This window comes from Noviherbaspirillum sp. (genome assembly GCF_036563305.1).
GTDB lineage: Bacteria > Pseudomonadota > Gammaproteobacteria > Burkholderiales > Burkholderiaceae_D > Noviherbaspirillum.
Genome location: NZ_DATCMQ010000001.1, coordinates 1 through 16,353, shown reverse-complemented (window position 1 = coordinate 16,353; position 16,353 = coordinate 1). Strand labels below are relative to the sequence as shown.

The window sequence follows — 16,353 nt, the reverse complement described above, 5'->3', positions numbered from 1 at the left end:
GGCTCTCGCCGCTTAGTGCGATTCCTTGATCGGGCGCCCGGACGAGGGCTGTACCGGGCGCGCGTTCATCGGATAAAGGCGGGAGAAAATCCCGATCTGCCGGGCCGATGCCTGCACCGGCTCCTTCAGCACGATCCATAGCACGCCCTCGCTGCAGGGCGGCGTGGTGATCGATCCCATGTAGGTGTAGTACTCCCTGCGTTGCGGCAGGATCTGGCCGACGTCGAGCAGCGCAGGCGGCGCGACCGGCATGTGCTTCTCCAGCGGCAGGTTGTTCCAGACTGTCTGCAGAAGGCCGTGCGCGCTGCCATTCTCGATCAGCACCGCGACCACTGCCATCCTGCCTTCGTCGTCCCTGTGCACCAGGTGGGCCACCATCTCGAACCCGCGGCCATCGATCTTCTCTTCCGCCGGTCGGTGGAAATGAAAGTGCTCCAGCGCATAGCTGCGTCCGGTAAGCGAAATGCGATTCCCGGGGGCGAGGTTGACCTGCACGGTACGGCCGGTATCGACGACATTGAACGACGACGGCCTGTAGTCGAAGGAAACCGGTTCCAGGTCGACCTGGATACCGTCCCGTATGTCGATCGGGGACTGGCGCTGGCCGGCACCGCAGCGCGCCCAGTCGGGCCGCAGCTTTGCCCACTGCTCGGGTCCGTTCTCGCCCTCGTAGCTCCAGTCCGCGGGTGGCTTCGGCGCAGGTGTCGCGTCGCCGCCGGCGTCGGCCTTCGGCCGGCCCGCTGCAAGGCGCCCGCCCGTCTCGCGCCGGATTTCCTCGCGCCGCATGCGCATGATCGCCTCCACCTCGCGTTCCGTCTGCTCGTAGCGGGCTCGTGCTGCGGCAAGCTCGGCGGCGCGCGCGACGCTGGCGGCGGTCCGGACGTTTTCGCCGGCGAGCACGCCGGTGGCGGGGAACTGCAGGAGGAAAAGGGCTGCCAGGGCGGAGCGGATACGGCGTGGGAACGGGTTCGACATCTGGAGACTGGTTGCGATGACAGGAATGGCGACCGCGGCAACGGACGCGGGCGGCAATGCTACCGGCACTGTTCGGGGTCGGCAATCGCCGGCTTCATGCCTGTGGTATTTCAGCCAGTGCGGGCGACGCTGCCTCGGTTGGCGCCTGGCGCCACGCGGGTATAGCGCCGCCTCGCGGGAAGCGCAGCCCGCCGACGGATGCTCTGCCGCGACGCGATATGCCCGACCTGAGGCCGTCATTTGGGCGCGACGAGGAAACCATCACGCGCCCCGCGGGCACGTGGGGGACCGAACTGCGCTGGCGATAAGGCCGCCTGGCATTTCCGCAAGCGCCGACCCTGGATCATCTTGTGGTGATTACCGTCATGGTCATCGAAGGGATTGGGGATGCGCGCTTCGCCGGTTTTGCCTGCAACCGGTTTTTTCACAGTCCCTGTGGTCAAGTCTGTGGAAAAGCACTGTGCAGACGCGCTAAGTGGCTGAAAACAAAGGGGAAAAAGTAGTTGATCAAAATCAAGGCATTAACGGAATCGGCCCGGCAGTGACGGAACGGCAAGATCTACATGGTTCCGTGAACCTCAAGCCATCGCCTTATAAGAAGCGCGAATATCTGTTATTCACACTCGGAAGAGGTATTTTTTTGTGCGGTGCAGTAATATGCACCTGTCTCCTCCAACTCTCCTTGAATTGGATTTAAGCCCGCTCTCGTAGCGGGCTTTTTTTTGGTCCGCGGGACTTCGCACCCCGGCACCCCGGCACCCCGGCACCCCGGCACTCCGCATCCCATCCAACTTGGCGCATCGTGCGCACCAACTCCCCCGCCGCTTTCAGCAACCGGTCTTCACCGGACCGCCGTTCCCGGGCTGCCGCTTTCCTTTCCCGTCATTGGCGCAGTCCTCGCACACGTCCCGGCGACGCCAGGCGCGCTTGATGCTTCTCCATGTTTCGTTCGCCCTGCGCCCGGCACCTTCTTCACCGGGGTATCTTGTGACGTCTGCGTCAATTGCCCATTGCCTGGCGATGGAAAGGGCCGCGGGGTGATACAGCAAGAGGGGACGCGATGTTCGACATGCTCGTGAAGGCGGTGGAGACCGGCGGCTACCTGGGAATTTTCCTGCTGATGGTGCTCGAGAATATTTTTCCGCCGATTCCGTCGGAATTGATCATGCCGCTCGCCGGATTCGTCGCCGCGCGCGGCGAGCTCAATCCCGTCGCCGTGGTGGTCGTCGGCACTGCCGGGTCGGTAACCGGCGCGTTGCCGTGGTACTACGCGGGCGTGAAGCTGTCCGAGTGCGGCCTGGAGAAATGGGCCGACAAGCATGGACAATGGTTGACGATTTCCTCGACCGACGTGCGACGGGCCACCGCATGGTTCGAGAAGCATGGCCGAACCTCGGTTTTCCTCGGCCGCCTGGTGCCGGCGGTGCGCACGCTCATTTCGGTACCTGCTGGCATCTTCAAGCTGCCGATAAGGCAGTTTCTGCTGTACTCGCTGGGCGGCTCGTTCATTTGGACTGCACTACTGACCGTTGCCGGCTATCTGCTCAGTGATCGCTATGCCTTGGTCGGCCGCTTTCTCGATCCAGTCACCAAGCTTGTCCTTGGCCTCATCATCGCGACGTATGTTTACCGGCTGATGAAGCAGACAATGAAGAACAGGAAGTAGACGATGGCGACGGCGGCTGTGCGGCGCACCGGCCCGAAGGCGGCTGCCCGGCCGTGGTAAGCAACGCGTTTTGCACCCGAAGGGGACGGCGACGGGAAACGCGGTCGTGCGTCAACTGTCTATTGCCACATGCGGATAGTGAACGCCTGCGATGTGTTGACCTGCCATGAAAGGACATGTGATGGAAAGCGGCCCCGACTTTGAACTGCTGAAGGACGCGTATGCGATCATCGACGGCATCCCGGAATCCGCCGTCGACCTTACCGGCCTCTGTACTGCCCGGGGCGAGACGCTGGACCAGATGGTCTGTTCGCCCGCCGGCTGGCTTGCGCGTCACCCTGATTTCAACCGGCTCGGACTGACGCTGGCCGGCGATGAGGACCGACTGGCGCTGAACGGCGATCCGGCGCCGAGGACGACCGCGGAAGCAATGGCGCAGCTGTTCCGCCTGCCATTGCCCGAGGCGGAACACCTGTTCGGCAGCCGCGATACCTACACGCTGGGGGACGACTCCGGGCTGAGCGACAAGCGACTCTTCCTGCGTGAACTACGCGAGTTCCTGCGTGCGCACGGCCAGACCGGCGAGGAATTCGAGGAGCAACTGGAAACCCGGGCGCCGTTCGCCGACCCGGTTCGTCCGGACCAGCTTGGGCTGTGAATGAAAAAAGGCCCGCGCCATGCGCGGGCCCCGGTGCCGCTGACTGATTGCCGGCAGAACAGCAGCACGAGGAATCTTAAGCAGGCGATGGTTTTACTGCCTTGAGGAAAGTCAGTCAGCCTCGTTCCACTGCGGCTCTTCCTGCAACACCTTTTCGTGACGGCGGATCGAGGGCAGGCGCAGGCTCGCGCGCGTTCATGTGCTGCGCCGATCCCGTGCGGGGGCGGCGCACGATGGAGCGGCAGGTGCGTGCCGACGGAAAAATCAGATCAACAGAATTGCCGACAACCAGCAGGCATCAGGCACGACCAGATGAAGACATCCCGCAGCGCCTCACCGACGGCCACCCGGCTCTCCTACATTGTTCGCGATTCCGCCATCCACGGTACCGGCGTATTCGCCCGCCGCAGGATCGCAGCGGGCGAACGTATCGTCGAGTATCGGGGCGAACGCATCGACTGGGCGACGGCCCTCGAGAGGTCGGCTGCGAAAGGCGGCCCGCTCAACCATACCTTCTTCTTCACCCTGGCGGACGGGCGCGTGATCGACGGCGGCAGCCGCGGAAACGCGGCGCGCTTCATCAACCATTCCTGCGAACCGAACTGCGAGGCGATGGAGCATGAGGACGGACGGGTCCACATCTATGCGCTGCGGGATATCGACCGGGGCGAGGAGCTGAGCTACAACTATGCGCTGATCTACGATGGCCGGCACACGGCGGCGGTCCGCAAGGCCTTCGCCTGCCGCTGCGGCGCCCCTTCCTGCAGCGGCGTGATGCTGGCGCCGAAGCGGCGGCGCCGCGCGCTCAGTGCATGAAGCTGGACGGTCCGTTGACCACGCCCTGCTGCAGCAGCCGCGAGAGCTCCTCCGCCGGCACCGCCGGACTGAGGATGAAGCCCTGCACTTCGTCACATTCATGCGACTGCAGGAAGCGGATCTGCTCCTCGGTCGTCACGCCCTCGGCCACCACCTTCAGGTCCATGGTATGCGCCAGCGCGATGGTGGCGGACACGATGGCGGCGTTGTCGCGGCTGGCGGAGATGTCGCGGATGAAGGACTGGTCGATCTTCAGCGCGTCGACCGGCAGGTGCCGCAGGTAGCTGAGCGAGGAGTAGCCGGTGCCGAAGTCGTCGATCGAGATCGAGACACCGGCGTCACGGATTTCCACCAGCTTGGTCAGCGTGGATTCCACGTTCTGCATCAGACTGCTTTCGGTGATCTCCAGCTCCAGCCATTGCGCGTCCAGCCCGGTCTCGCGCAGGGTCTCCTGTACCGCGGTGCTGATCGTGGATTCGGGTGCAAGCTGGTGCGGTGAGATGTTCACCGAAACCTTCAGCGGCGGCAGGCCGCTCGTTTGCCACCGGCGATTCTGCCGGCAGGCGGTCTTCAGTACCCACTCGCCGAGCTCGTCGATCAGGCCGATCTCCTCGGCCAGCGGAATGAACTCGTTCGGTGGCACCAGGCCGCGCTCCGGGTGCTGCCAGCGCAGCAGGGCCTCGGCGCCGACGATGCGCTTGCGCGCAATGTCGATGCGCGGCTGGTAGTACACCACCAGTTCGCCTTTCTCGAGAGCCAGGCGGAGCTGGTGTTCCTGCAGCAGGCGCGCCTTGACGCGCTCGTTCATGTCTTCCCGGTACAACCGGAAGGCGCCGCCGCCCGCCGACTTGGCCTCGTACATCGCGAGGTCGGCCGCGCGCAGGAGGGCGGCTGCGCTGCTGCCGTCCTTCGGGTACAGGCTGCAGCCTATGCTGCCGGAGACGACGAACTCGTGGCCGTCCAGCGTCACGGCCTTCTCGATCTGGGTCAGCACGTTGCGCGCGACCGTGACCACGTCCTGCGGTGTCGACACGTTCTCCAGCACGATCACGAACTCGTCGCCGCCGAGGCGGGCCACCGTGTCCGACTCGCGCACGCATTGCTTCAGGCGGTCCGCCATGATCTTCAGCAGGGCGTCGCCCTTGTCGTGCCCGAGGCTGTCGTTGACGATCTTGAAGCGATTGAGGTCGAGGAACAGCACCCCGGCACGATGTCCGTCGCGCTCTGCCTGCACCAGCGCATGCCGCAGGCGGTCGTCGAGCAGGTTGCGGTTCGGCAGGCCGGTCAGGGCGTCGTAGGTCGCCAGGTATTCGATGCGGCGCTCATAGTTCTTGCCGCTGGTGATGTCGCGGGCGATGCCGTGGACGCCGACGATGGCGCCGTCGACGACGATCGGCACCACCGTGATGTGCGCCTCGTAGCGGCTGCCGTCGCGGCGGATGCCGGTCGCCTCGAAGTTGGCGGCCTCGCCCCGCGTCGCGGCGAGGAAGCGATCCTCCACGGCGGCCGCGCTTTCCGGTGCGACCAGCGCGCGGAAGGTCATCGAGGTCAGCTCGTCGTTGCTGCAACCGGTGAGCACCGACAGTGCCTGGTTGGCCGAAAGCAGGCGGCCGTCGAGGTCGAAGGCGAACACGCCGTCGGGATGGTGCTCGAACAGCGAATGAAAGCGCTGGTCGCGTTCGGCGAGCGCGTAGGCGGCCTGCTTGGAGGCGGTGATGTCGCGCGCGACGCAGTAGAAACGGGAATCCGACTCGGACCAGTTGACGGTCCAGGCGATATTGACGATGGCGCCGGAACGGTGGAGGAAACGTGCCTCGGTGGCCAGGTCCGCGCCTTCCGTCCGCACCCTGAGCGCCGCTTCGGCGAGCAGCGCGCGATCCTGCGGGTGGACCAGGTCCAGGTAGGGACGTCCCTTCAGGTCGCCGGGCGCGTAGCCCCATACCCGGGCCGACGCCGCGCTGACCTGGACGAAGACGGACGTGGCATCGATGGCAGCGATCACGTCGAGCGAGTACTCCATCAGGCGGCGGTTCACATGCAGCGCGGATTCCAGCTCCGCGCGGCTCTCCCGCAGTTCCGCGCATGCCTGGCGCAGTTCGCTCTGGTGCCGGCGCAGCTGCTCGTCGATGTGCTTGCGTTCGGTGAGGTCGCGGATCGAAGCGCTGAACAGCAAATGGTCCTCGCAGCGTACCGGGGTGATGGTGACCTCGACCGGCACCGGCCGGCCGTCCTTGTGCAGCGCGCTCAGCTCCAGCCGCCGGTTGAGGGCGCGGTGATGGCCGGTGGCGCGGAACACGCGCAGCACGCGTTCGAATACCGGGCGCGCCTCCACCGGCAGGATCAGGTCGTTGAGCAGCGCGCCGATGGCCTCCCGCTGGGTCCAGCCGAAGATCCGTTCCGCTTCGGGGTTCCAGACCTGTACGACGTCGCCCTCGCCAACGACAACGAACGCGTCCATCGCATTCATGATCATGGCGCTCAGGAGCGCGGTGCGCTGGTCGCTGGTTTCCAACAGTTTCATTGGGTGCTGTCGTTTTCTCGGCGCTGGTTCATGGCAGTGAAGAATGGCGCATTTCCTTGTTTCGACTTTTGTCGCCAGTCATTGGTTCGTTGACGAAACTTGCTCGCCCTCGACATCCGGTGTTGTTGGCATCCATGGGACAACATCAGAATGTTGACTACTGTACGGCGCGTTTGTTCTTCGACTGTTGGCCAAATGACAGACGCCCGTGCAGGACCGGGAACCCGCGCAATGCGGGCAACGTGAAGACGGGTGCGGCAACCGGGGGCGGCGGTGCGGCTTATTCGGTGTCGGTGGCAAATACCGTGACGTCGGCCAGGACCATCTGCAGCTGGTTGAGGTCATAGGGCTTGGGCAGCAGGCGGAATTCGAAATCGGTCTTGTCCGCCACAAGGAAGCCGTTGCCGCTTGCAAAAATCACCTGCAGGCCGGGGATTTTCTGGATCGCGATCTCGGCGAGGGTAATGCCGGACATGCCTGGCAGCGCGATGTCAGCGAGCAGGACCGAGTACGTCCCGCCGCCATTGTCGATCAACTCGATCGCTTCCTCGGCGGACCCGGCACTGGCCGTGCGATAGCCGAGGACAACCAGCATCTCGCACAGCAGGCTGCGCGTTGCCGCATCATCTTCCACTACCAGTATGGGGGCTATTGCTCGGGTCATTACGTGAGGGCCTTACGCTGCTTCATGTTCCGGCGGAGGTGCCGGCGCTTGCATCCATCATCCGCGTGCGCCGCCGGGGTGGTTTGAGAAAGCGAAAAGCTTTGCACCGGGGGACAGGAAAAATGGCAATCCGCGATTCTGTGGCGTTTCGACGGGGAATTCAACGGCAGCGGAAGGGAATGGCCGTTGCGATTGATCCGGCTCAACTACCTTGTCATAAGCTCAATGGACAAGGGCCTGTCGGATACGGGGAGCGGAAAGAGGTGATGGGGGAGGGGGCCGGAGCGGCAGGTGCGCGCCCCGGCGAGGCAGGACTTACTTGGTCTTGACCTTGGCGACGAGGGTCTTCAGCGCCGGGCTGGCCTTGAAGCGCACCGTCTTCGATGCCTTGATCTTGATGGTGTCGCCAGTCTTCGGATTGCGGCCGGTACGTGCGGCGCGCTGGCCGACCGTAAACGTGCCGAGGTCGGGGAAGGAGAAGCGGCCTTCCTTCTTCAGGTCCGCGCCGATGAAGCCGAACACCTGTTCGACGATCTGCTTTGCCTTCACCTTGGTCAGGTCGTTGTCTGCCGAGACTTTGCTGATGATTTCAGTTTTGTTCATATCTACTCCCAGAAAAAGATGCCATAACGAAACTTGGCGCTGAAATATACCGCATCCGCGGCGGAATGGGCAGGGGAAATAGCGCGTGTGGCGCGCGTCACCGCGGCAGCGAGGCTTGAACCGCTGTCCAGTCGATCGGCAGCGGCCGGTAGGCCGACGCAGGCAGTCGCGCAATTTGCGCCCGCAGTGCCTCCATCCGCTCCGCCGAAGGGGGATGGGTGGCGAGAATGGATAGTCCGGGAATGCCGTTCTCATCCTGCGCCAGACGGCCGAAAAATGCCGCCATCGGCGCCGGATCGATACCGGCCCGGTGCAGGCGGAGCAGGGCGTCGGCATCCGCCTGGGTTTCCGCTTCCCGGGAGAACCGGAGGTCGGCGAGGCCCGCGGCCCAGGCGCCGACCGCGCCGCCCGACCAGTCGCCGATCGCCAGCGAGAGCAGTACACCCATCCCGGCGCTGCGGATCATCGCCTGCAGCGCATGGCGGCGCTCGACGTGGGAGATTTCATGGGCGATCACGCCGGCGAGCTCCGCGGGCGCGCGGGCATGGGCAATCAGTCCGGTATTGACGACGATGATGCCTGCCGGGGCGGCGAATGCATTGACCGCCGGATCGCGGGCCACAAGCCAGCGATAGTCGTATCCCAGGTCCTTGGCGAGCATGCCGCCGATCTGCTGTACCGCCGCATGCGCGGCGCCATCCTCCACCAGTTCCACGCGCGCCTGGGTCTGCGCCAGAACCAGCTGCCCGAGCCGTGCTTCGACGCTGCGCGGCACCTGGGCAGCGACCCAGCCGGCAATCCGCTCGCTTTGCATGAGGAACGCCGCGAGGGCGATGAAGGGCAGCAGGACGAGCAGCGCATAGACGACGAGCGCCGCACGAAAACGGCGCGTCGTGCCGCGTCGCCGCGCCCGCAACGCGCGCCGTGCATCGTCCAGCACGGGCGGCGCGGTCGCCAGGAATGCCTCGCAGCCGGCCTCGTCGTCGATGAAGAAGGCGAACGCGCCTTCGTCGTCCCGCCAGTCGACGCGCACATGCCCGAGATTGAATCCGGCCGCCTCCGGGCGCGCCTGCGCCGCGGGTACCCGCAGGCAGCGGCCCGGCGCTTCCACGATCAGGCTGCCGTCCCGCCAGCGCGCGATTGCCGCGGCGCCGCCTTCGGCGACGCCGGGCCCGAACAGCCGTCCGGGAACAGCGGCGGCGCCGGCCGGAATCGGATCGCCTTGCTGCCCCCGGCTCACTCGTCGTCGCCACCGAGTATGCCGCCTAGCGCGCCGGCGCCGAGCAGCGAGCTGCCACCGGCGCCCGCAGCCGGCGCGGACGCCATCAGGCGGTTGGCCAGCCGCGACAAGGGCAGCGACTGCAGCCAGATCTTGCCGGGACCGCGCAGCGTCGCGAAGAACAGTCCTTCGCCGCCGAACAGCGCGGACTTGATCTTGCCGACGAACTTGATGTCGAAATCGACCTGCGGCTGGAAGGCGACCACGCAGCCCGTGTCCACCCGCAGCACTTCACCCGGCGCCAGCGTCCTCTCGACCAATGTGCCGCCCGCATGCACGAACGCCCAGCCGTCGCCCTCGAGCTTCTGCATGATGAAGCCTTCGCCGCCGAACAACCCTGCACCGAGGCGGCGCTGCAGCGCGATGCCGAGCGAGACGCCCTTGGCGGCGCACAGAAAGGAATCCTTCTGGCAGATCAGCGTGCCGCCGATGTCGGCGAGGTGGATCGGCACGATCTTTCCCGGATACGGAGCGGCAAAGGCCAGCCGGCGCTTGGCCGACCCCTCGTTGTGGAAGACCGTGGTGAACAGCGATTCGCCGGTCAGCAGGCGCTTGCCGGCGCCGAGCAGCTTGCCGAACAGCCCGCCCTGCTGCGAGCCGTCCCCGAATACGGTGTCCATCTCGATCCCGTCCTGCATGAACATCATCATGCCGGCCTCGCCGACAGCCGCTTCGCCGGGATCGAGTTCCACTTCGATGTACTGCATGTCGCTGCCGAAAATCTGGTAGTCAATGACGTCCATTGCCATGGGTTATCCTCTCTCTCTGCGGTTGACGATGATCGGCCGGCGCCGGCCGGGGTCGGGCTGATGATAGACCGAAACCGGCGCCGGTGCGCCTACCGCCGCCTGGTTCGCGGACGCACGAGCACCACGTCGTGCGCCGACAGGATCTCCACGAAGCGACCCGCGGCAATGCGTTCCTCCATGCCCGCGCCACCGAACACGTCGGCATCGGTCATCGCCCTGGAAAACTTCAGGTCCGCCTCGTCCGCGACCTTCTGCAGCGGCACCTGCCAGGTCTTGTACGGCCCGTAGCGGAAGCCCTCTTCCGGCAGCATGCCTTCCTGGCTCAGCATGTAGGCCGAGACGCACAGCCCGCCGGTGTCGGCATCGATCATCGCCACCACTTTCCAGAAGTCGAGCGGCACCTGGACCGCCTCGTACTGCGGGTCGCTGCCCCGGAAGACCGGTCCGGTGAAGACCGACACCCGGAAGCCCTGCGTCTTCGCATTGTCGAGCACGTAGTCCTCCAGCGCGAGCCAGCTGCGCTGGTTCAGCTGCGGCATCTGCGGGACTGCATTGGTGTAGACGAAGCTGTCTTCCTCGCCGAGCGCGGCTTCCGCCTGCGTCCGACCCCAGCCGGGATCCTCGCGCCGCACCATATGGCCCTTGTCGAAGGCAGCCGGCCCGTAGAATTCGCCGTGCCCGATCTGCTTCTGCCTGGGAATGCGCGGGTCGAAGCCCCAGGCGTCCTGGCGCTTGAGCCTGTGCTTGAGTCCGCCGTCGATATTGACCGCGGTAAGGATCGGCAGGCGGCGGGTTTCGCTCATCACGATCGAGAAGTGCATGTACGGCAGCGCGGGTTCGCCGTTCGTCTCCAGTACCCGGTGCGACCGGCCCGGCTTCGGCAGCGGCACTTGCACGCCGAGGAAGCGCGGGTCGTAGCCGCCGCGCTTGCGCATGTAGCCGACGCTGCGCTTCTTCTCCGAGAAGCCCTCCTCCGGCACATGCAGTTCCTGGCGCGATACCGGCACCCACGAGCGGCGGGCAAGCAGGGACCGGATCACGCTCGCCTTCACGGCATAATTCGTCTTGCGGAACTGCCCGCCGAAATGCAGGCCGGCCACCGACTTGCTCTCGATGTCGATGATCGCCGAACCGGAGTTGCCGCCGAGCGTCGAGCTGTCATGGGTGAAATACCAGTCGCTGGGCGGCACCGCCACCACTTCGCCGGGCGCAAAACGCTTCACGTCGTAGATGTCGCCGAAGATCTCGCGCATCGCGCCGGCGTCGTTGCGGCTGTCGCGCGCCGGGTAGCCGACGACGGCGATGCGCTGTTCCGGTTCCAGCGGTTTGCCGAGCAGCCGGATCGGCGGCGGCAGCGACGGATCGTTCAGTAACCGGAGGATGGCCATGTCGGGCGCCTCGGCGGTGTCGTCGGCAATCCAGAGGATCTCTGCGACGGCGGATTCCTCCGATTCCAGGCCACGGTACTCTTCACGGAAGTCGATGCGCGCCCGCACCTGCCTGCCGCGCTGGTTCACCCGGAACCGGAACACGCGGCCTTGCCGCTGCGCGAAGACATTGGCGACGTGGCGGTTGGTGACGATCAGATCTTCCTCGATGCGCCAGCCGGTGCCGCACCACTCGAAGGTGTCGTGGTCGGACAGCTCGATCCTGCCGACAGCGCGGATCGGCGCCGCGAGCGCCTTGCGGTGCGGCGCGAGCTGCTGTTCGAGCTCATCCAGGCTGGCGGTCTCGAACACCCCGTCCTTCACCAGCAGCACCGGGCGCCCGGCAATCAGCACGATCGCCTCGCTCAGCTGGCGGCGGTCGAAGAAGGCCTCGTCGGAGGCGGGCGGACTGCTGCTCAGGTGCTCGGCGACGACATCGGCGCTGAAGCCAAGCTTGCGACGATGGGACAGTTCGTGGCGGGAGGCGGCCGCGGCGACCGCATCCCGCATCTTCCGGGAACGGAGGACGGAACGGATGCGGAGTTCGGTGGGCGGGAGCGACAGGTAGGACGCGGCGTCGTCTTTGGTCTTGCGCATGATGGCACCTTCTCTCAGGACAACCGGTGTCGCAGCCGGCACCATGCCGGCGTGGACATCGCGTAACTCCCTGTTCGCGAGGCGGTATGTGATTGCGCGGTGCGCTGTTGCCTGCCCGCGCGGCGCGGGAAGGACTGATGCAAGGACGGCCCGGCATCCATTGTGGTCCTGGCGCTGCCGCTGCGGGTGCCTGCGGCCTTTGATTCAACGCAAGGGGGGCAGCGCGGTGAGGCAGGCGGCGCGGCCGGAGGGGATCTGCATCGCCACGGCAACGTTCTCAGGGCAGGCCGGTGCGTCGCTCGCCGGTCGCGGGAGGAGGCGCCGGCCGGGGCAGCGTCAGGGACTGACCGTTGCGCCCCAGATGTCGCGCAGGATGGAGAGCATGCCGACGATCACGGGTTCGAACTCGGCGTCGACACGATACAGGAACGACAGCTGCGTGTCGGCCGTGGCATGGCTCCAGATGACGATTTCGCCTTTCTCGGCGGCGATCAGCGCGAGGTCTTCACGCATGAGCGAGAGCCCGAGGCCGGAACGCACGAGGCTGTGCGGCGACGTGACCTCGTCGGTCTCCATCACGATGTTGGGACGCAGGCCCTGGCGCCCGAACATGGCGACCAGCAGCTGATGGATATGGCTCTTCTCCGGTGCGCCGATCCAGGGCATGGCGGCGACCTCCTTCCAGCCGCAGGCCAACAGGCGGGTGCCGTAGTCGGCCGGGCCGACCACCCGGTAGCGCACGCCGCGCAGGGCGAGGGAAGCGACGTCGGGGTTGTTGACTGCCCCGATGTAAAAGCCGGCGGAGAATTCACCGGTGCCGACGCTGTCCAGGATGCCGCCGGACAGCCCCGACTTGGTCTTGATCTCCAGGAGCGGCAGCGTGGCCAGCAGGCCATTGAGGAAGCTGCCGAGCCGCAGGAAGTCCGGGTCGCCCAGGGTGCCGATCAACACCCGTCCGGTGATCTCGCCTTTCAGCTCTTTCGCCTTGGCCAGGGTCGCGTTGAACGCGCCCAGCGTCTTTTCCACTTCCGGCAGCAGCATCTCGCCAGCCTTGGTGAGCGTTATCCGGCCATGGCCGCGATCAAACAGGGCAATGCCGAGTTCCTGCTCGAGCGCCTTGATATGGCCGGTGACCGCCGGCTGTGTCACGTGCAGGGAGTCGGCGGCCTTGGTGATATGGCCGAGCTTGGCGACGGTGACGAAAGTCCGGAGCTGGTAGATTTCCATCACGCGTCTCCTGGGACATGCACGGCGGCGTTACCGGCATGGCGGTTAAGGCGGAAATGGCAAAGACGGCAGATATGCGTGGCGCTGCGGGACTGGCCGGTTCGGGATCGCGCATTGATGCGTGCCATGGTCTACAGCGGCAGGAAGCGGATCTGCGACGCATCGATGCCGAGCCGGACCTGGACCGCCGGCGGCAGCGGCGCGAGACCGCAGTAGTGCGGCTGGTCGGCGGTGAGCAGGGATTCGCCCACGCGGACCTGGTAGCGGGTGAACTCGCCGAGGAATTCGGTGTGCTCGACGACGCCGTTCACCCATACATAGGCGCCGTCGCGCACCGCGTCGCCGATGACGATGCGCACCGTGTGCGGGCGGAAGCTGATCGCCATCCTGCCCGGCCGCGCGCTGGGGTGGGTCGGCATCGCAAGCTCGCCGATGCCCGGCGTGCGGAAACGCAGGGTGTCGCCGGTCTTCTCGATCTCGCCGGTCAGCAGGTTGGTGGTGCCGACGAAACCGGCGACGAAGGGATTGCTGGGGTAATCGAACAGCGCGACCGGCGTGCCCACCTGCTGGACGACGCCCTTGTCCATCACCGCCATGCGGTCGGCCGTCGTCATCGCCTCTTCCTGGTCATGCGTCACGAATACCGTGGTGACGCCGAGCTTGCGCTGCAGGGACAGCAGTTCGCTGCGCATTTGCACCCGCAGCTTCTTGTCGAGGTTGGACAGCGGCTCGTCGAGCAGCAGTACCTGCGGCTCGATGACCAGCGTCCTGGCGAGCGCCACACGCTGTTGCTGGCCGCCGGACAGCTGGTTGGGCCGCCGCTCGGCATAGGCGGACAGGCCGACCATCTCGAGTGCCGCCCCGACTTTTTCCCGGATCGCGGCCTTGTCCATGCGTCGCTCCACGAGGCCGAAGGCGACGTTGTCCCACACCCGCATGTGGGGCCAGAGCGCGTAGCTCTGGAACACCATGCCGATGTTGCGCGCACTCGGCTCCACGTGCGAGACGTCCTTGCCGTCGACCAGGAGCTCGCCCCGCTGGTGACGATTGAAGCCGGCAATCAGCCGGAGCAAGGTGGACTTGCCGGAACCCGATGGCCCCAGCAGTGCAAAGAACTCGCCGGGTTCGATGCGCAGGTTGATATCGCTGAGTACCTCCGTCTTCCCGCGGTCGTACGACAGACCGACGCGCCGGCATTCGACGGAGACTTTCCTCAGTTGCTTCATGGTGATCCTTGTGACAACGGTGTCATGCGCCGGCGGGCCGTCCGGTACGGGGAACGCTGCGGTTCCCGCTTACTATAGATTTGCAAGCGCCGCTTGCCAACCGAATTTCGGGCCGATGCAACATGGGTTTGCATGGTGCGAAGCAGCATGGGCGGGTCGCGCCACGGGAATAGGCGGCGGCTTTCCTTTCCGGCGCCATTCCCGTCATCGCAGCATTGCCGCCGCTTCGGACGCCAGTTGCTGCGCCTTGCGGTAGTTGAGGCGCGCCTCTTCCTGCCACTTCGGCCCACTGGCAGCGACCAGCTTCTCCGCGGCGTCGGCGCTGCTTTTCAGCGAGTTGCCCGCGCCTGCCTTCGGCTCCTCCAGCACGGGCGTATAGGCGTGGGCGCGGGCACGCGCCAGCAGTGCCCGGGCGCGCTCGTGGTTGCGTTCGCCGAGCACCCGCTCGGCGTCGTGGATCGCCGCGGTCGCGGCCTGCAGTTCGGGCAGCAGCGCGCCGATGGTCCGGTCGAACAGGCCGGACACCACCAGCCGGCGCGACTCCGCCAGGTTGGGGTCGAAGGTGACCTTGACCCTGCGGACGATGCCGAAAATGTTGGGATAGGTGCCGGGAACGCTGTCGAGCAGGTCGCCATAGGGCAGCACCGGAATGCGCGAAATCTTCGGCTCGAGCAGGATTTCCTGACCGTGCCGCGACAGTGCGAAGGCCATGAAGCGCTTGCCGCCCTCCGCGTTCCGCCCGCCGTTGACGAGCGCGATGCTGGCGGGGACCACCGCCGTCATTGCAGGATAGATGAAGTCGACCGGCTTGCCGGTGTACTTGCTGGCCAGGCCGAAGAAATCGATGACGAGACCGGCGCCGAAGGTTCCCGCGCCGACGCCCTCCGGCACGTCGAACGAGCGCTCCGTGATGGTCTTGCAGTTGCCGGCGATCTGCAGTACCTGCGTCCATCCCCGCAGCCAGCCTTCACCCTGCAGGATGGTCTCGACCGTCAGGTGCGTCGTGGCCGAACGCGACGGCGCGCTCATCGCCACGTGGCCGAAGTACATTTCCTTCGTCAGGTCCTGCCATTGCTGGGGCGCGGGCAGGCGCCTGCTTTCGAAATACCGCTTGTTCCACATGATGCCGTAGCCTGACAGCGCCTGGCCGAAGTAGAAGCCGGCGGGGTCGTTCATTGGGTACTTGCCGATCGACGGCGGCACGGCCGGGTTCTTCACCTCGGGTGCTTTCGCCAGCAGCCCCTCGCGCGCCATGGCCTGGAAGGCATGCGGCGCCGACGCCCAGAATACGTCAGGCCGTTCGCCGGGACGGGTTCCCTCCACGTGGCTGATTGCCGCTTCGGTGCTCATGCTGAGGATCTCGACGGTGGTGCCCGGATGGCGCTGCTCGTAGGCCTTCTTGTAGGCTGCGCTGAGCTCCTTGGGAAAGGATGTGACGACAGTGACCGTGTCCGCCCTTGTTGCGGCGGCCGAGGCCGCAAGCAGAAAGGCGATGACGCCGGCGATCAGCGGCTTTTTCATTTGTGCTCCCCCTTGTTATGTTTCTTTTCCGGGAAATATAGGAGGGCGACCGCCAAAAGGCCAATCACAAAACGTGATGGTCGATCGCGAAAATCCTTATGCCCCCGAACGCGGGGCGCCGGGAGATAAGGAAGGGTGATGCAGGGGATAACGATAGTCGATTGGATTCGTCCGGCAGCGCCACTTATAGTGTGCGCGCCGCCCAGGCGGCAGCCCGCGGACCCGAGGGCCGCGCCGATCCATCCATCCAGAAGGAGACACTGTGAGTGCCATCGTAGACATTATCGGCCGTGAAATCATCGATTCGCGCGGCAACCCGACCGTGGAGTGCGACGTGCTGCTGGAGTCCGGCGTGATGGGCCGCGCGGCGGTGCCGTCGGGCGCGTCGACCGGCTCGCGCGAGGCGATCGAGCTGCGCGACGGC

At 65.8% G+C, this 16,353-nt stretch carries 13 protein-coding genes and 1 pseudogene; 4 read left to right on the top strand and 10 right to left on the bottom strand.

The features are described from left to right. Positions 1 to 12: 12 nt before the first annotated feature. Positions 13 to 975: a carbonic anhydrase family protein gene (locus VIM12_RS00070; protein WP_331939558.1), complete on the bottom strand. Its 963-nt coding sequence runs from the start codon at positions 973 to 975 to the stop codon at positions 13 to 15. Between the two features lie 1,060 nt (positions 976 to 2,035). On the opposite strand from VIM12_RS00070, the gene VIM12_RS00065 reads away from it, so the two are divergent. From VIM12_RS00065 to VIM12_RS00055, 3 genes are all read left to right on the top strand, one after another. Beyond that, the gene (locus tag VIM12_RS00065; protein WP_331939557.1) at positions 2,036 to 2,641 is read left to right on the top strand and encodes a DedA family protein; all 606 of its coding nucleotides are present in this window, start codon (positions 2,036 to 2,038) and stop codon (positions 2,639 to 2,641) included. 181 nt (positions 2,642 to 2,822) lie between these two features. Beyond that, on the top strand, positions 2,823 to 3,299 hold the full coding sequence (locus tag VIM12_RS00060; RefSeq protein ID WP_331939556.1) for a hypothetical protein: 477 nt from the start codon (positions 2,823 to 2,825) through the stop codon (positions 3,297 to 3,299). A gap of 312 nt (positions 3,300 to 3,611) precedes the next feature. Beyond that, positions 3,612 to 4,115 carry an SET domain-containing protein gene (locus tag VIM12_RS00055; protein ID WP_331939555.1) on the top strand — a complete coding sequence of 168 codons (504 nt, stop codon included), beginning with the start codon at positions 3,612 to 3,614 and terminating at the stop codon, positions 4,113 to 4,115. Here the strand turns inward: VIM12_RS00055 and VIM12_RS00050 are convergent. From VIM12_RS00050 to VIM12_RS00010, 9 genes are all read right to left on the bottom strand, one after another. After that, a complete protein-coding gene (locus VIM12_RS00050; protein ID WP_331939554.1) occupies positions 4,105 to 6,636 on the bottom strand; it encodes a sensor domain-containing protein in 2,532 nt (843 codons plus the stop codon). The two genes, VIM12_RS00055 and VIM12_RS00050, sit on opposite strands and share 11 nt — an antisense overlap. A gap of 280 nt (positions 6,637 to 6,916) precedes the next feature. After that, the gene (locus VIM12_RS00045) at positions 6,917 to 7,300 is read right to left on the bottom strand and encodes a response regulator (protein WP_331939553.1); all 384 of its coding nucleotides are present in this window, start codon (positions 7,298 to 7,300) and stop codon (positions 6,917 to 6,919) included. A 315-nt stretch (positions 7,301 to 7,615) separates the two neighbouring features. Continuing rightward, positions 7,616 to 7,903, bottom strand: coding sequence for an HU family DNA-binding protein (locus VIM12_RS00040; RefSeq protein WP_331939552.1), 288 nt, complete (start codon positions 7,901 to 7,903; stop codon positions 7,616 to 7,618). Positions 7,904 to 8,000: 97 nt separating this feature from the next. Beyond that, a complete protein-coding gene (locus VIM12_RS00035; protein ID WP_331939551.1) occupies positions 8,001 to 9,143 on the bottom strand; it encodes a M48 family metallopeptidase in 1,143 nt (380 codons plus the stop codon). Further along, a complete protein-coding gene (locus VIM12_RS00030; protein ID WP_331939550.1) occupies positions 9,140 to 9,931 on the bottom strand; it encodes a TIGR00266 family protein in 792 nt (263 codons plus the stop codon). Before VIM12_RS00030 ends, VIM12_RS00035 begins: the two co-directional genes overlap by 4 nt. A gap of 89 nt (positions 9,932 to 10,020) precedes the next feature. Beyond that, positions 10,021 to 11,955, bottom strand: coding sequence for a DNA/RNA non-specific endonuclease (locus VIM12_RS00025; protein ID WP_331939549.1), 1,935 nt, complete (start codon positions 11,953 to 11,955; stop codon positions 10,021 to 10,023). 336 nt (positions 11,956 to 12,291) lie between these two features. Next, on the bottom strand, positions 12,292 to 13,182 hold the full coding sequence (locus VIM12_RS00020) for a LysR family transcriptional regulator (RefSeq protein ID WP_331939548.1): 891 nt from the start codon (positions 13,180 to 13,182) through the stop codon (positions 12,292 to 12,294). Between the two features lie 131 nt (positions 13,183 to 13,313). Further along, positions 13,314 to 14,399: an ABC transporter ATP-binding protein gene (locus VIM12_RS00015; RefSeq protein WP_331939568.1), complete on the bottom strand. Its 1,086-nt coding sequence runs from the start codon at positions 14,397 to 14,399 to the stop codon at positions 13,314 to 13,316. 213 nt (positions 14,400 to 14,612) lie between these two features. Further along, positions 14,613 to 15,929, bottom strand: a complete 1,317-nt coding sequence (locus VIM12_RS00010) for an ABC transporter substrate-binding protein (RefSeq protein WP_331939547.1) — start codon at positions 15,927 to 15,929, stop codon at positions 14,613 to 14,615. Between the two features lie 262 nt (positions 15,930 to 16,191). On the opposite strand from VIM12_RS00010, the pseudogene eno reads away from it, so the two are divergent. Continuing rightward, a pseudogene (eno, locus tag VIM12_RS00005) lies at positions 16,192 to 16,353 on the top strand (phosphopyruvate hydratase); the annotation flags it as partial.

Coding starts and splice junctions, on each gene's coding strand:
- VIM12_RS00070 (WP_331939558.1), bottom strand. CDS start 975: ATGTCGAACCCGTTCCCACGCCGTATCCGCTCCGCCCTGGCAGCCCTT.
- VIM12_RS00065 (WP_331939557.1), top strand. CDS start 2,036: ATGTTCGACATGCTCGTGAAGGCGGTGGAGACCGGCGGCTACCTGGGA.
- VIM12_RS00060 (WP_331939556.1), top strand. CDS start 2,823: ATGGAAAGCGGCCCCGACTTTGAACTGCTGAAGGACGCGTATGCGATC.
- VIM12_RS00055 (WP_331939555.1), top strand. CDS start 3,612: ATGAAGACATCCCGCAGCGCCTCACCGACGGCCACCCGGCTCTCCTAC.
- VIM12_RS00050 (WP_331939554.1), bottom strand. CDS start 6,636: ATGAAACTGTTGGAAACCAGCGACCAGCGCACCGCGCTCCTGAGCGCC.
- VIM12_RS00045 (WP_331939553.1), bottom strand. CDS start 7,300: ATGACCCGAGCAATAGCCCCCATACTGGTAGTGGAAGATGATGCGGCA.
- VIM12_RS00040 (WP_331939552.1), bottom strand. CDS start 7,903: ATGAACAAAACTGAAATCATCAGCAAAGTCTCGGCAGACAACGACCTG.
- VIM12_RS00030 (WP_331939550.1), bottom strand. CDS start 9,931: ATGGCAATGGACGTCATTGACTACCAGATTTTCGGCAGCGACATGCAG.
- VIM12_RS00025 (WP_331939549.1), bottom strand. CDS start 11,955: ATGCGCAAGACCAAAGACGACGCCGCGTCCTACCTGTCGCTCCCGCCC.
- VIM12_RS00020 (WP_331939548.1), bottom strand. CDS start 13,182: ATGGAAATCTACCAGCTCCGGACTTTCGTCACCGTCGCCAAGCTCGGC.
- VIM12_RS00010 (WP_331939547.1), bottom strand. CDS start 15,929: ATGAAAAAGCCGCTGATCGCCGGCGTCATCGCCTTTCTGCTTGCGGCC.